The organism is Fluviicola sp. (assembly GCF_039596395.1).
Lineage (GTDB): Bacteria > Bacteroidota > Bacteroidia > Flavobacteriales_D > Crocinitomicaceae > Fluviicola.
This window is the reverse complement of the sequence record NZ_JBCNJT010000001.1, coordinates 273,252-288,762: the sequence shown is the minus strand read 5'-3', so window position 1 is coordinate 288,762 and position 15,511 is coordinate 273,252. Positions and strand designations below refer to the sequence as shown.

General features: G+C 43.0%; 11 protein-coding genes. 6 read left to right on the top strand and 5 right to left on the bottom strand.

Going from position 1 to position 15,511, the window contains the following annotated elements:
• The first annotated feature begins 3 nt into the window (after positions 1-3).
• From ABDW02_RS01170 to ABDW02_RS01160, 3 genes are read left to right on the top strand one after another with little or no spacing between them, the layout of a single operon-like run.
• The gene (locus ABDW02_RS01170) at positions 4-1,704 is read left to right on the top strand and encodes a DUF262 domain-containing HNH endonuclease family protein (protein WP_343631312.1); all 1,701 of its coding nucleotides are present in this window, start codon (positions 4-6) and stop codon (positions 1,702-1,704) included.
• Positions 1,705-1,733: 29 nt separating this feature from the next.
• Entirely contained in the window at positions 1,734-2,873 is a 1,140-nt protein-coding gene (locus ABDW02_RS01165) for a hypothetical protein (RefSeq protein ID WP_343631310.1), read from the top strand.
• 54 nt (positions 2,874-2,927) lie between these two features.
• Positions 2,928-3,623: a hypothetical protein gene (locus ABDW02_RS01160; RefSeq protein ID WP_343631308.1), complete on the top strand. Its 696-nt coding sequence runs from the start codon at positions 2,928-2,930 to the stop codon at positions 3,621-3,623.
• On the opposite strand, the gene ABDW02_RS01155 is transcribed toward ABDW02_RS01160, so the two are convergent.
• Positions 3,620-4,030 (bottom strand): hypothetical protein, encoded by a 411-nt coding sequence (locus ABDW02_RS01155; RefSeq protein ID WP_343631306.1) that lies wholly within the window; start codon positions 4,028-4,030, stop codon positions 3,620-3,622. The genes ABDW02_RS01160 and ABDW02_RS01155 overlap by 4 nt on opposite strands.
• 401 nt (positions 4,031-4,431) lie before the next feature.
• Here ABDW02_RS01155 and ABDW02_RS01150 point away from each other — a divergent pair, with 401 nt between their 5' ends.
• Entirely contained in the window at positions 4,432-5,175 is a 744-nt protein-coding gene (locus ABDW02_RS01150) for a hypothetical protein (RefSeq protein WP_343631304.1), read from the top strand.
• A gap of 42 nt (positions 5,176-5,217) precedes the next feature.
• Here ABDW02_RS01150 and ABDW02_RS01145 read toward each other — a convergent pair whose 3' ends face one another.
• The 3 genes from ABDW02_RS01145 to ABDW02_RS01135 all read right to left on the bottom strand — a co-directional run bounded on the left by ABDW02_RS01145 (position 5,218) and on the right by ABDW02_RS01135 (position 8,544).
• The gene (locus tag ABDW02_RS01145; RefSeq protein ID WP_343631302.1) at positions 5,218-6,117 is read right to left on the bottom strand and encodes a hypothetical protein; all 900 of its coding nucleotides are present in this window, start codon (positions 6,115-6,117) and stop codon (positions 5,218-5,220) included.
• Positions 6,118-6,222: 105 nt separating this feature from the next.
• Positions 6,223-6,822: a hypothetical protein gene (locus ABDW02_RS01140; protein ID WP_343631300.1), complete on the bottom strand. Its 600-nt coding sequence runs from the start codon at positions 6,820-6,822 to the stop codon at positions 6,223-6,225.
• A 117-nt stretch (positions 6,823-6,939) separates the two neighbouring features.
• Positions 6,940-8,544 (bottom strand): fumarate hydratase, encoded by a 1,605-nt coding sequence (locus tag ABDW02_RS01135; protein ID WP_343631298.1) that lies wholly within the window; start codon positions 8,542-8,544, stop codon positions 6,940-6,942.
• Between the two features lie 283 nt (positions 8,545-8,827).
• Here ABDW02_RS01135 and ABDW02_RS01130 point away from each other — a divergent pair, with 283 nt between their 5' ends.
• The gene (locus ABDW02_RS01130; protein WP_343631296.1) at positions 8,828-10,390 is read left to right on the top strand and encodes a HAMP domain-containing sensor histidine kinase; all 1,563 of its coding nucleotides are present in this window, start codon (positions 8,828-8,830) and stop codon (positions 10,388-10,390) included.
• 1,006 nt (positions 10,391-11,396) lie between these two features.
• Here the strand turns inward: ABDW02_RS01130 and ABDW02_RS01125 are convergent.
• Positions 11,397-12,362: a glycosyltransferase family 9 protein gene (locus ABDW02_RS01125; protein WP_343631294.1), complete on the bottom strand. Its 966-nt coding sequence runs from the start codon at positions 12,360-12,362 to the stop codon at positions 11,397-11,399.
• Between the two features lie 90 nt (positions 12,363-12,452).
• Here ABDW02_RS01125 and ABDW02_RS01120 point away from each other — a divergent pair, with 90 nt between their 5' ends.
• Entirely contained in the window at positions 12,453-15,455 is a 3,003-nt protein-coding gene (locus ABDW02_RS01120) for a M1 family metallopeptidase (protein WP_343631292.1), read from the top strand.
• The last annotated feature ends 56 nt before the right edge of the window (positions 15,456-15,511 follow it).

The window sequence follows — 15,511 nt, the reverse complement described above, 5'->3', positions numbered from 1 at the left end:
ATCATGGCAGAACTTAACGTAAGCAGAAAGGATATCAGAAAACTATTTACTGATATGCAAGGAAAGAAATTCATTATTCCGGAATACCAGCGCCCTTACAAATGGAACATTGAAAAGTGTGAAACTCTTTGGCAGGATATTCTTGATTTTTATGAATCAGACACTTCTCAAAAACAAGAATACTATTTAGGTACAATTGTTTCCTATAAAAGTGAGGACAATGATAAAGAGGTCGACATTATTGACGGACAACAACGGATAACCTCTTTTTTTCTACTATTAAGAGCATTCTACACCCGATTAGAACAAATGACATCCGACCCAAGAGTGAATGGATTAATGGGACAAATTGCACCTTGCATTTGGGATGTAGATTCCATTTCTCAATTGGTAGAAGACAAAAAGAAAACCCATATTGAGTCAAAAGTAGCAACAGATGATGATAACCACACATTTCATACAATTCTTGAAACTGGACATCTTTCTCATGTGAAGAAAGATCGCTATTCCATTAACTATAATTTCTTTTTAACTAAGTGTCAAGAATATGCTTCATTGAATCCTATTAAGTGGCAGGAGTTATGTGTTACTATTCTACAACGTTGTATTATTTTACCCATCGAATGCGATACTCCTGATACAGCTTTACGTATCTTCTCAACATTAAATGATCGCGGCATGCCATTAGCGGATTCCGACATTTTCAAATCAGAAATTTATAAATCTAAACCTTCTTCAGATGAGAAATATGCCTTCAACGAAAAATGGAAAGATTTGACTGAAGTTTGTAAAAAATCAGACCTTACAATTGATGACATTTTCAGATATTATTCACATTACATTCGCGCAGTAAATGGAGATAAATCAAAAGAAATTGCACTTCGTAAGTTTTATCAAACGGGGGGTATTAAAAATGAAAAGCTACATCACCCTGATTTAATGCCAAACATTATCGATCTATCTCTTTTTTGGTTATATATCAATAAGAATGAAAAACATGAATCCATATCTGTTGATTTCAATATTTATACTTGGAAGCAACTTCAAATTCTTAGTACCTATCCAAATGAATATTGGAAATATATTGTATCAGTTTATTATTTGATAAATAGGAGCACTTCAACTTTTAATGATAATTTTCCGAAATTTCTTGAAAACTTACAAGCTTTCCTGCTAGTGCGTTTTATTGAAAATCCTTCCGTAAACGCAATAAAAGATTCAATCTACCAACACTGTATTTATATTGCTAACTCACAAGATCATAGCTTTACCAGGGAAATAAATGACGATCAGTTACGTGAACGCCTTCCTATATATTCGTATTCGAGAATAACAAGATCTTTACTCTTACTACATGCCTATCAAAATAAGCACCAAATGGATCTAATTCCAAATGGTCATGATATTGAACATATCTTCCCTAAAAAATGGCAAAATACCAATTACAACGGTTGGGAACAGATTGATGCTAAAAATTATTTAGAAAAATTCGGAAATAAGATCTTGTTTGAGAAACGATTAAACATTCAAGCTGGGAATGGATACTTTAATGCTAAGAAAACACATTATAGCAAATCTAATATTGCCAACGTTGTTGAATTAGCAAACCATAAAAATACAGACTGGGTGAAGGAAGACATTATCGAACGAGAAGAACGGTTGATTTCGGATTTGATTTCTTACTTCAAAAAAGTACTTAATTAACTTCCGATATAAAAAATTGAATCTCTGTTATGATACATCTCCTCACCCTTGATATCCCGGAATCCAAAAAACTACCTATTGGATTCCTGGAAATCATCAAAAAGCAATACCACGAAAATATCAATAGCTCAATCTACGCACATTTCATCAACTGTGAGGAAAAGGCAGTGAGTGAATTGTTCATGGACGCATTAACAGATTTAATTGAAGAAAAATCAAAAAGACTTTTTTCATTTGGAGATCCTTTCGCAACGTGTGAAGTGGTTACAAAAAATGGGAGAATCGATATTGTAATCACGGATAGATTGAGTGAGCAGGTAATTCTTGTTGAAAACAAAATATTTCATCATTTAAACAATGATTTAACAGACTATTGGAATCATTTCCAATGTTCTGAAGATCATAAAATTGGCATTCTATTAACACCATATCCTCACAAGATTCCTGACGCGAACCAAGAAACATTCATCAATATCACTCATGTTGAATGGACCCAAAAAGTGAAGGAAAAAGGGATACCTTTTCATCTTTCAAATAAATACACGATTTATATTACGGATTTTGTAAATACAATTGATCAATTTTCAACGAACTATACCATGGATGAACAAGCGAAATTTTACTTCGAACATGCACAGAAAATTCTAAAAATTCAGGAAACGACTGCTGCTGCCAATACCTTCATAAATAATCAATTCGAATTACTTGCCGGTAAATTGGGCTGGGTTTCACATGGAAATTCAACAGATTGGAGGAATTTTTGGGACGAACAAAATAAAATTCATTCATATATCACTATAATTACAAGTGATTTAATGCAAGGTCATAAACATATTCAAATTATCCTGGAATTGTGGGACGAGGACAAAGCACGCTATCTGGAGATCGAAAAGCTTCTTTCTAATCATCCAAAGTATATTCAAAACACCACTAGGGAGTCAAAGGGCAGGTACATGCATTTTATAGTTCGCGACTATCATCTTTCTGATCAAGAACTGGAGAACCTGGCGAATTTCATTTATAAAAACATTCTGAAGGATTTCGCGGAATTAATTTTAAAAATTGTTGACAATTTTTATTCTGACAAAGATATTTCTTCATGGAAGAACAATTTATCGTCAAATCCAAGCCACACAAAACTGTTAACAAACTATAAATCAAAAAATTAAAAGCAACTTAAAAATTAGTCTTCCGTCTGAAGAGTGGTTATATTACTACTAAAAATGACAGATCTCGATTTTTCACTTATTTCTTTAGCTAAATTTTTGAATAGCACTCCTTCTGAAAAGAAAACACTTATCCAGGGCCAACTGAGCTTTGATCCTGACAGACCCTTCCATTATCAAGCAGCCAAATGGCCTATAATTAAATACATCTTAGCTGGAGGAAATCAATCTATTTTGGATAATGGTATTAAACGGATCAAAAACAAAATCCCGGATACGGACTGGAAAAAAAGAGATAACAAATATTCCATTGAAGCATTGGAACTTTTTAAAAGTATGCCACTTCCACCATTTGTGAAAAATTTCAGATTAGAATATATTGAAACAAAGGCGAATTTCTTACCCATACATGGTATTAACATTAAGGTTTCGCCTAATTCTATTTTCAGAATTGAATATGAAGGTCAAAAATATATTGGTGCATTTAAAATACATATTGCTAAAAAAGATCCTTTCAACAACCAGCAATCGGCTCTGGTTGCGCAATTACTTAATCAATTCCTAAGTAATTTTGTTGAAAAAGAAGATGAAAAGGTCGACCCAAGATTGTGTATCTGTATTGATCCATTTGCACAAACAATCATCAATGCATCACACAAAATGGCATTAGATATGAAGCAATTGAAATTGATTTGTGATGAAATCCATCAAATTCGTAATAGCGACTCACTTGGAAATTTGGGAGTAGCCTAATTCCTGCCCTTCCACCTCAAAACCGCCCCCACCAAAACCACCACCATGCTCGCCAGCCAGGTCCAGTAGCCGATCTTTATTCCGGTGAGGTAGGCGAAATGTGTTGCGTCGTGGGGCAGGTAAATAACACCGCCACGGAGAAAACAAAGTGCTGTGAGGATTGCAAAGGCGGCAAAGAACACGCTTGTAACCGGATACTTTTTGGTGGTGCACAGGGCTATGATGAATAACGGATTGGCGAACCATGCCAATGCGAGTCCTTTTTCGGTGAATGCCTGGATCCAGCCCAAGGCCAGCATAGGAATCCCCTGACCGAAAGTAGCCGGACCTTTCGTGGTGGAATACACCGGCAAAATAAAAGCCAACAGGTATAAACTCAGGGAAATAATCCACAGGTATTTCTTCATGTAGCGGCTGTTGAATAAGTTGCTAAAATAAGTATAAATCGTTCAGGAGCTTTCGGAATAATCACCCTTTCCCTGCAAATAATCATCCGTTGCCATCACTTAATAAGCTGCTGATCTGCTTTAACATATCTTGACAAATCAGGTGGTACAAGAGATTGAAATTCAAGTACATTCGATGATATTTTAAATTTAAAAACCATGATTATTATTAATGATCACATCAAGCCACTTAAAGAATTTAAATCACTGATTCTTCTATCTCCGATTTTTTCCGTTAACTAACTTTCTTACCTCTAAGTTTGACTAAATTTTAATTCGTATAAATATGAAAAAAGCAGACAACTGTTACCGTTATTCCAAAGAAGAATTGGATAACCATTCCAATCAACTAAATCCGAATAATGATGCTTACTGGAGCAGCAGAGGGTAACGAACATGGACCTATCAACGGGCATAGCAATGTGCCTGTTGATTCTTTCGATGAAGATCACCAGGTTTATCTGCGTTTGTATGAGTATTACGTCGAGCAAAAAAAGCTTGATACGATGCAGATTCTTATTTATATTTTCGAATTGATGAGTAAAAAGGACCTGGAAAAAATAAAGAAGATCGAATACTCCAAAAAGTTTTTCACCCGGTATTACCTGATAGATGCAGAAACCTTTAACAAATGGATTGAACACTTTTGTCCAGTACTCAACACAACGGATTTTAAAAAGAAACGGAAATTTACCGATGAAGAAGCGGGTTTAATTTTCGAGAAACTAGGAACTCTCCGCAATGATGAAATCCTGCCATCGACCAGGAAGGAACTCATCCCGAACATCCTTCATCATTCCCCGGGTAAAAAAACTAAAAACTATGAAGCAATCAGCATTGTATTCGATGAGAAATACGACTACAAAGGGTTCAATAAACTACCTCCCTTTGTCATGAAACAAATTTTGTTTGAAGAAACACTTGATGCCAAATACCTGGAAAACACTCGCGACTTAAACCTCGAAAAAGAAGTATTATACACCATCCGGTTTTTCGAATATTATTTCCCGAAATACACGGATTGGGAATGGAAAATCAGAAAGCGATGGGTTAAACGCTGGTTCAATAAACCCATAACTAATGATGATTCTGATTCATCCTTTTAATCGAAAAAACCCAGAGAGTCACCAGGTTTTGTGCTTCCCTGGTTAGTCATACTCCACCACCCTGAGTGGAATGATAAAATACACGCTGAATTGATGGGCATTGATCCGGTTCCCGAAATAGTTGTAACCGCAGCGGATTGCGTATTCGTAGGAGAAATTGACCCAGGGAATACCGGGGTTGATACCGATGCGGGGTTTGAGGCAAACCAGGCCGTGCGTGAAATCGGTGTAATAAACCGCACTTAAACCAAGGTTGACAGCACGCATAGCCAGATGGAAGCCGATCTTAGGGCCGAGAATGAAATCTTGTTTCCTCCAGAGGAAATTAAACTCGGCGCCATAAACCGGCCCCCGGATAAAACCGGGTTTGTATTCCAGACGGCTTCTGAATAAACTTCCTCTTTTAACCGGTATATCGTTGTAACGGGCATTACTGAAGCTTAGCTCTCCGAAAGGGCGGTTTCCCTGGTAGAAATTCACATAGGTATAAATAGATTTCCAATCGGTCATAAACGCATGAAACCCATCGCGGCGTTGCTCCTTTCTGTATACCTTTTCCTTGTCGCGGATATGTGCATCTATTGCCGCTTCGTCCGGCAATTCCGGAATGGTATAAAAAACGGAATCGGACGTTATTTGAATGCGGATACGGTGATGCAGGTATTCACCCGGACCCCAGCGGTTCTTTACAATGAACTGAAGGTCCACCAGGGTATCTTCCACCTCACAGATAATGATTTGTCCCGGCTGATCAATAGAAGAAAACATACAGCCGACACGTGTATTGCTCTTATTCACATTATTCGTAAGGAGCCGGTATTGGTACTTTTTCGTGTTGATCCCGGAAGGCATTTTAAGATACAGGTACGCCGGATTTTCAGCAGCAAAAGCAGGTGCAGACAGCAGCAAGAGGCAAACGATAAAAAGCAGCCGGTTTTTCATTCAATGATTTCATCAAATATACCCATTTGATGCTTTAAAAAACGGTTCGTTATAAAAACAGCAGGTATCCGATTGATCGCGTGCCTACGTTTATTCCATATTGTGTTACCTCCCCAAATCTCCCAGCTTAATCCATCCTTTCGTTACCTTCTCCCCTTCATACCTGCAATACGCAAAGTTATTTTGGATCCTTTCAACCTGTACAAACTGGCTTTTGAGGATGTAGCCTTTACGCACTGTTTTCGGGTCGGGGGACTGGTGGAAATACGCTTTGTCGGATTTGATGTACGAGTAGTTGATAACGGGTGTTTTTTTGTCGAGCATGAAGGTCTGCCAGCCGGATGCAAAGGATTGTACGTTCCAGCATCCTCCGGGATCTTCATCCAGCCAGATGTGGATCATGTTTGTATCGGCTACCATCAGTTTCCCGCGGATCGTGTCGGCATCGAACGGGTAATAGGTTTTGATCGTGTATTTATCTCCGCCATCGAAGGTTCCTTCGAGCATAAAAACACAGGAAAACAGTGGTTGTCCGGTAGTTTCATCCATTCCGGTATAACTTTCAAAATATCCGCGGATGTGCGTTTTGTCGACCTGTGCTATATGGAACCCGTTCTCATAGGTCCCGTTTACAAAGCGGGGTTGAGCATTTGCAAAGGATAACCCACCTAACAGCATAAAGAATAGCAAGGTTTCTTTTTTCATTTTGCAGTTTTCTTCAAAGATAAGTGAAACCCTGTTACACGATGACAGCTTTACCATAAACCAGCAGGGGCGGAATCCCGTATACGGTACCGCCCCTGCCATTGTGTTTTATGTCTTTTACAAATTCGCGAAGAAATCGTTTCCTTTATCGTCTGTGATGATGAACGCCGGGAAATCTTTGATGGTGATCTTGCGAACTGCTTCCATTCCCATGTCTTCGAAATCGACCAATTCTACGGAAAGGATGTTTTCTTTTGCAAGGATCGCTGCCGGGCCTCCAACTGATCCCAGGTAGAATCCGCCGTATTTGTTACAGGCATTGGTTACGTCTTTCGAACGGTTTCCTTTTGCCAGCATGATCATGCTTCCGCCCATGCTCTGGAATAAGTCTACGTATGAATCCATGCGGCCCGCCGTTGTAGGTCCGAAACTTCCGGATGGCATTCCTTCCGGGGTTTTGGCAGGGCCTGCATAATAAACCGGGTGATTCTTGAAGTATTCCGGCATCGGCTGGCCTGCATCCACTAATTCTTTGATGCGGGCATGAGCAGCGTCGCGCGCCACGATCAATGTTCCATTCAGTTTCAAACGTGTTTTGATCGGGTATTTGGACAATTCAGCCAATACTTCAGCCATCGGCCTGTCGAGGTCAATTGTTACAGGCGGCTCCAAATGCGGCGGAACTTCCGGCAACAAACGACGCGGATTTTTCTCCAATTGTTCTACGAATAACCCGTCTTTGGTGATTTTTGCCTTGATATTACGGTCGGCAGAGCAGGAAACTCCCAATCCAACCGGACAAGATGCCGCGTGACGAGGCAAACGGATCACCCGTACATCGTGTGTAAAGTATTTTCCACCGAACTGTGCCCCGATGGTACTTTCCTGGCAAATTTTCTGGATGCGCTTTTCCCATTCCAAATCGCGGAAAGCCTGGCCGCCCATATTTCCTTCTGTCGGTAAATGATCGTAATATCCCGCGGAAGCTTTTTTCACTGCCGCCAGGTTCGCTTCAGCGGAAGTCCCTCCTACTACGAACGCCAAATGGTATGGCGGGCAAGCGGAAGTTCCCAAATCCTTGATCTTTTCCTTGATGAATTCTTCCAGGGAAGCATCATTCAATAAGGACTTTGTTTTTTGGTACAGGAATGTTTTGTTGGCAGAACCTCCACCTTTAGCCAGGAACAGGAATTCGTATTTCGCTCCCTGTGTGGCGTACAGGTCAATCTGAGCAGGAAGGTTGGAACCGGAGTTCTTCTCTTCGAACATATCCAAAGCCACGATCTGCGAATACCGCAGGTTGCGCTCCTGGTAAGTATTGTAAATTCCTTTGGAAAGGTATTCAGCATCATTCACGCCGGTATAGACGTCTTCTCCTTTTTTGCCCACTACGATAGCCGTTCCGGTATCCTGGCAGGAAGGCAATTGTCCTTCCGCAGCGATCGTCGCATTCTGCAACAGGTTGTAAGCCACAAAACGGTCGTTATCCGTTGCTTCCGGATCATCCAGGATAGCGCGTAATTTCTCCAAATGGGAAGTTCTCAGGTAAAAGGAAACATCTGCCAATGCCTCCTGTGCTAAGAATTCCAATGCTTTCGGATCGATGTTCAGTATTTCCCTGTTCCCGATCTTCTCAACGGTAACAAAATCGGAAGAAACTTTGCGGTATTCAGTCGTGTCCTTTTGAATAGGAAACGGCTCCTGGTAAAAAAAGTCAGCCATGTTTTTCTAGTTGTTTTCAGGCGCAAAATTAATGAAAAATTCCAGTCTTCCTGCTTGAGGAGGGATTAAGGTCTGACGACTCTGACGAGCATCAGAATCAGTCAGAGGAGGTGGCTTGGAGTGGACGGCCTCCGGGCGATATCCACCCTCCTCGATCCTCCCTCAAGGGAGGAGGACCAGATTGCCTCTTCTCTGCGAAAGTGAAGATGCAAGGGTAGGAAAGGAAAATTGAATTGGAACAATTTACTTCACAAAATCCCGTTTTTAACTACATTCGTAACTGATGAATTTATACTCCAACAAACAGAAATGGAAAATCGTGCTGCTGGTAATCGCTTTGATTATGGTAGCTGCTTCATTATGGGTATCGAATTCAACGGTACAGAAAGTATCCGACCGGGAGCGTTTGCGTGCGAAGCAATGGGCAGATGCGATCAAGAAAAAAGCTGAACTGGTCGAATTTACAGACCGTGCTTTCCGTCAGCTGCGGGGCTATGAGCGTCGGAAAATTAAACTTTACCTCGATGCGACAAAGGAAATTTCCAAGGAACCTGAGAACCTGAATTGTTTCCCGGATTACCATTTCCCGATCAGTATCATCGACGAGAACAAAGACATTCCGGTCATTTTGGTGGACGATCAAAACCAGATTTCCAGTTACACCAATATTGACTTCGATACGGCAGATTTACGGCCTCTTTACCCGGAAGCATCCCGCAAGGAACTGATCCGGAAATACGAAGACAGTTTATTGGCACTGACCACCGTTTGGGAGAAAAAACACGTTCCTTTCCGCATTGAAGTGGTCAAAGGTTTAACGATGACCTCGTTCTACACCGATACCAAAAGAACCATTCAACTGGAAAAAGAACGGGACTCGCTGATTACTGCTTTCAACAGCGAATTGATCAACGACTCCAAACTGATCCCGGTGGTGCTGATGGACAAGCACAAGGATTCACTGATTTCCAGCAATCTCCCGAAAGAAAAAACTTCTCCGAAAAACCTGGCAAAGACGCTGCATTCCCTGGAGTTAGTCAACGAACCGATCCAAATCTCTTTCGGAGGCGATGAGGTGAACCTGCTGTATTTCGATAATTCGGCCGAATTGAAGCAATTGCAGTTCTTCCCGTACATCCAGTTCCTGATCATCGGGTTGTTCATTTTTATCGGTTACCTGCTTTTCAGTACTTTCCGTAAGGCTGAACAGAACCAGGTTTGGGCTGGTATGGCGAAAGAAACTGCCCATCAATTGGGAACTCCGCTTTCTTCCCTGATGGCCTGGGTGCAATTATTGGAAACCCAGGATGTAGACCAGAGCATCATTGCCGAAATGCAGAAAGACATCGAACGCCTGGATACGGTTTCGCAGCGTTTTTCCAAGATCGGTTCGGAAACCCGATTGACCCAAAGCGATATCCGTATTACCGTACAGGCCGTGATGGATTACCTGCGTCCGCGCATTTCGCAGAAGGTGGAAATGACTGCTCATTTCACCAATGAACCAGTGATGGTGAGCCACAATAAATCGCTGATGGAATGGGTGATGGAAAACATTATCCGCAATGCCGTGGATGCGATGGAATCGAAAGGAAAACTGGATGTTACAATCAAAGTGGTGCCTGAGCGCGTGTACATTGAAATTTCAGATACGGGTAAAGGACTTTTGCCCAAACAGTTCAAGTCGATCTTTGAACCGGGCTACACGACCAAAAAACGTGGCTGGGGATTGGGGCTTTCGCTGGTAAAACGCATTGTTTCTGAGTACCACAAAGGAAAGGTTTACGTGGTGCATTCCGAGGTGGGGAAAGGAACGACGATACGGGTGAGCCTGCCGTTGAAGTAACCACAAAGGACACCAGGCGCACGGGGATACGTTCATGTAATTCAACCACATAGGACACATAAGGTCACATAGTATTTTGTTGTGGGATTGGGAAACGATTGATGCGAATTGTTTTTCAAGAAGGGAATTTGTGGTTTCGCTTCGCTCTCATTTTTTTTTACCACGAAGGGCACGAGGTTGTTTTTGCGTAATGAACCACAGTAGGACACAATAGGTCACATAGTACTTTGTTGTGGGATTGAAGAAACGATTGATGTGAACTGTTTTTCAAGAAGGAATTTGTGGTTTCGCTTCGCTCTCATTTTTTTACCACGAAGGGCACGAGGTTATTTTTGCGTAATGAACCACAGTAGGACACAATAGGTCACATAGTATTTTTGTTGTGGGATTGGGAAACGATTGATGCGAATTGTTTTTCACGAAGGTAATTGGTGGTTTCGCTTCGCTCTCATTTTTTTACCACGGGGCACGAGGTTGTTTTTGCGTAATGAACCACAGTAGGACACATAAGGTCACATAGTATTTTGTTGTGGGATTGGGAGACGATTGATGCGAATTGTTTTTCAAGAAGGTAATTGATGGTTTCGCTTCGCTCTCATTTTTTTTTACCACGAAGGGCACGAGGTTGTTTTTGCGTAATGAACCACAGTAGGACACAATAGGTCACATAGTATTTTGTTGTGGGATTGAAGAAACGATTGATGTGAACTGTTTTTCAAGAAGGGAATTGGTGGTTTCGCTTCGCTCTCATTTTTTTACCACGAAGGGCACGAGGTTGTTTTTGCGTAATGAACCACAGTAGGACACATTAGGTCACATAGTACTTTGTTGTGGGATTGAAGAAACGATTGATGTGAACTGTTTTTCAAGAAGGGAATTGGTGGTTTCGCTCTGCTCGCGGACTTTGAACCACATAGGACACATAGAGCACATAGTTTTTTGTTGTGGATTGCTACTTCACACTTATAAAACCAAAAAATCTTCGTGGTCCTGGTGCGCCTCGTGGTCAAACATTCACATTGATATTTCCGCATCTGAAATGTCCTTCCGGGCAAACTTTGCCGCCGTGCAGACCACAAGGCCGGCAGGTCAGTACTTCTTTCGTTTCGCGGATCTCACTATCAGCGGAAAGCGGGCCGAAACCAAAGCGCGGAACGGTTGCGCAGAAGAAGGCGGTAACCGGGGCATTCACCGCGGTAGCCATGTGTAAAGGACCGGAATCGTTCACAAAACAACGGGTTGCTTTTTCAAACAGGGCGCAGGATTCCAGCAAGTTCAGTTTGCCGGCCAAATTATTCTCTGGAGGCAGTTGCGCTGCTTGCAATATGCGCTGACACAATTCGAAGTCGGCCGGGCCGCCAACCAGGTAAACGGTTCCTTTTTGCTTCAGGTTATTGGCCAGTTCAACCCATTTATGTTCCGGAAGCTGCTTGGTAAACCAAACGGACGCAGGAGCCAGTGTGTAGAAAGGTCCCTGTGTGTATTCTGCCACTTTCGCACGATCTTCGGGAGAAGGAAAAACCTGGGGTCGCACCAGCTGATTTGCTCCATGGTGTGCAATGCATTCGAGGTTGCGCTCCACTTCGTGTTTCCCTGTCCCGATTTCATGTTTGATTTTGATGTCGTAACAGAATGAGAAAGGGTTTTTATTGAAACCGATTTTCTTTTTCGCCCCGGAAAGAAAGGTCATGATTCCTGAACTTCCGAAGCGCTGCAGATTGATCACCTCGTCGTATTTCCTGGCGCGAAACAAACGGACCAACCGCCGCATTTCAGCATACTTTCCTTCTTTTTTGTTGAAGGAAAACACTTCATGGATGGCCGGATGGTTCTTTAGAACGGCTTCGTTCCCTTTTCGTACCAGCACGTCAATTTCCGCTGAAGGATGCAAACGCTTCAATTCGCTGATTACGGGAGTAGCCAGGATGACATCTCCCAAAAAAGCTGTTTGAATAACTAAAAAGCGCTGCATTTCACAAAAATAGTTATTAAACCGGTAGGGGCGTAAAATTTTACTTTGCTACTGCATATTCGATTAATTTTGCAGTCAGAGAAAAACAAGATGAAATCCCTATTACTATCCGCAATCTTTTCCGGTGTATTCCTGCATGCATTCAGTCAGAATTACTGGCAGCAGCAGGTTGATTACACGATTACTGTCAAACTGGACGACGTGAAACATACGCTGAGCGGATACGAACGCTTTGTTTATCACAATCATTCTCCCCAGACGCTGGATTTCCTCTACATTCATTTGTGGCCGAATGCTTATACCAGCGGGAAAACGGCTCTTGGGAAACAATTGTACGAAACCGGCGACGGTATTCTTACCTTCGGGAAGGATTCCATCCGCGGCGGAATTGATTCGCTTCACTTCCAGGTGAACGGCCAGGATGCTTTGTTCAGTTTCGATCCTCAAAACCCGGATATTGCCAAACTGCAATTGAATGCGCCTTTACGGCCGGGTGAATCTGTTACCGTTACAACTCCTTTTCACGTAAAAATCCCATCTGGAGAAGTTTCCCGACTGGGTCATGTGGGACAATCGTACCAGATTACCCAATGGTACCCGAAACCAGCGGTTTACGACAAGAACGGCTGGAACCAGATGCCTTATTTAACCCAGGGCGAATTCTATTCGGAATACGGGACTTTTGATGTTTCGATCACGCTTCCGGAAAATTATGTGGTAGGTGCAACAGGAGATTTGCAAACACCTTCCGAGCTTGCCTTCCTGGATGAAAAGGCAGCTTCTACCCAGGCAAATTTGCAGAGTTACCTGCAAAAGGAGAATAACAGCAACCAATTTCCCGCCTCCTCTCCTGAATGGAAAACCATTCGATATACGCAAAAAGACGTTCACGATTTTGCCTGGTTTGCAGATAAGCGCTACCTGGTTTTGAAAGGCGAAGTGGAATTGCCGCATTCCAAACGCAAAGTAACGACCTGGTCGCTATTTACTCCCGGGAACGCCCGTTTGTGGAAACGTGCCCCGGAATACATTCGCGACGGAACATACTATTACTCGCTTTGGAACGGGGATTACCCGTATAACCACGTTACTGCCGTTGACGGAACGATTTCTGCCGGGGGCGGTATGGAATACCCGAATATCACAGTCATCGGGGATTCGCGATCAGACATCGAACTGGAAACGGTTATCGTGCACGAAGTAGGCCACAACTGGTTTTACGGGATATTGGGGAGCAATGAACGCGTTCACGGATGGATGGACGAAGGAATGAACACCATGAACGAAATGCGTTACATGTATACGAAATACCCGAAGAACACGAACCTGTCGGACCAGATCCTGAATGGCAGGTTTCATTTCGATCACCTGAGCCATTACGACAGCGGGGATTTTATGTACCGGATCATTGCCGGAATCGGGGAAGACCAGGCGATAGAAACGCATTCGGCAAACTTCACTGAAATCAACTATGCCGGAATTATGTACCAGAAAACGGGGTTGGTCTTCAACTACCTGAAAGCATACCTGGGCGATTCGCTTTATGACCGGGCCATGCAAAGCTATTACAACGAATGGAGCTTTAAGCATCCGCAACCCGAGGATATGCGTGCGACACTGGAACGCGTTACGGGAAAGGATCTTTCATGGCTTTTCGTGGATCTGATCCAAACAACGAATTACATTGATTACAAGCTTACCAAAGTGAAATCCTTTGGCGGAACAACAACTGTTACGGTTAAAAATGCCGGGCAGGTCGACGGACCGATTGAAGTAAGCGGATTCCGTAACGGCCAAAAAGTCCAAACCATTTGGGTTGAAAACGGTTCCAAAAAACAAGAGGTTACTTTTGACTCCGAAATGGATGCCGTACAGATCAATGCCAGCGGAAAGGCTCCGGAAATTTTCCAGACAAATAATTACTGGCATCAGAGAGGGCTTTTCGGGAAGGTTGAACGCCCACGCCTGCAATTCCTGATCGGGAAGAACGAGCCTACGAGAAGCAACCTGTTCTGGAGTCCTGTTTTAGGCGGAAATGCCTACGACAAATTCATGCTGGGCGCAGCGCTCCACAATTTCAGCATCCCGTCCAAACGCTTTCAATTCCTGTTAGCCCCGATGTATTCCTTCGGCGGAAAACGGATTTCCGGGATTGCAGAAGCAAGTATCAGCTGTTTACCGAAGAAGCACCTGAAACTTTCCCGGTTCGGAGTTTCCCTGCGCTCCTTTAAAAACGATACGCTGGGAACGAACGACGGTTATTACGTGGCCATTCTTCCCTATTGGACGGCAAAAATCGGGAACCGGGTGGGCGGACCGATCAGCCAGAACATTCGTGTGCAATCCATGTACCGCCTGGATATCACCCGGCCGAAACAGCGCGAATTGGTTGGCGGCTACCTGCAATACGATTTCAATTTTTCACGGGAAGATCACCGGGTGAATCTGCAGGTCCGAACGGATTATGCAGCAAACCCGGTCAACAGTGACCATTTCACCCGTTCATCCGTTGCTGCCACTTACAAATACCGCTATGTGAAGAACAAGCGGTCACGCTGGGTTGAGTTGCGTTTGTTTGCCGGAAACTACTGGAATTTCAACATGTACCATTCCGGAAACGCCTTCAATTATGCCTATGCACTCAGTGGCGCCAGCGGAAGCCAGGATCTGTTCGTGGAAGATTATTTCTTCGGGCGTTCGGCACAAACCGGCATGTGGTCGCAACAGCGCCTGGATAACATGGGAGGATTCCGTTCTACTGCAGGTAACGGGAAATCGGGATATTTCGGGATGACGACTACCTGGATGACAACTGCCAACTTCTACCTGGAATCACCGGTCGGGCCAAAGATCTTCGGTGTTTACGCGGATTTCGGAATGTTTGACGAGGCTTTCAAAACTACTCCTACCGTAGCAGTTGATGCAGGATTGGCACTGAGACTGGGAACAACTTTCGGGGTTTATTTCCCGGTGGTCCAGTCAGAAAATATCACCAACGCATACCTTACTCAAAATTATGCGGAGCGCATCCGGTTTACGCTGAAGTTCAATTTGACGGATAAACCGCTGGATTGGTTTAAATTAATCCCTTAAAAAAATGAACCACATAGTTCACATAGAGCACATAGCTTGGTTTGAATAAATGAGAC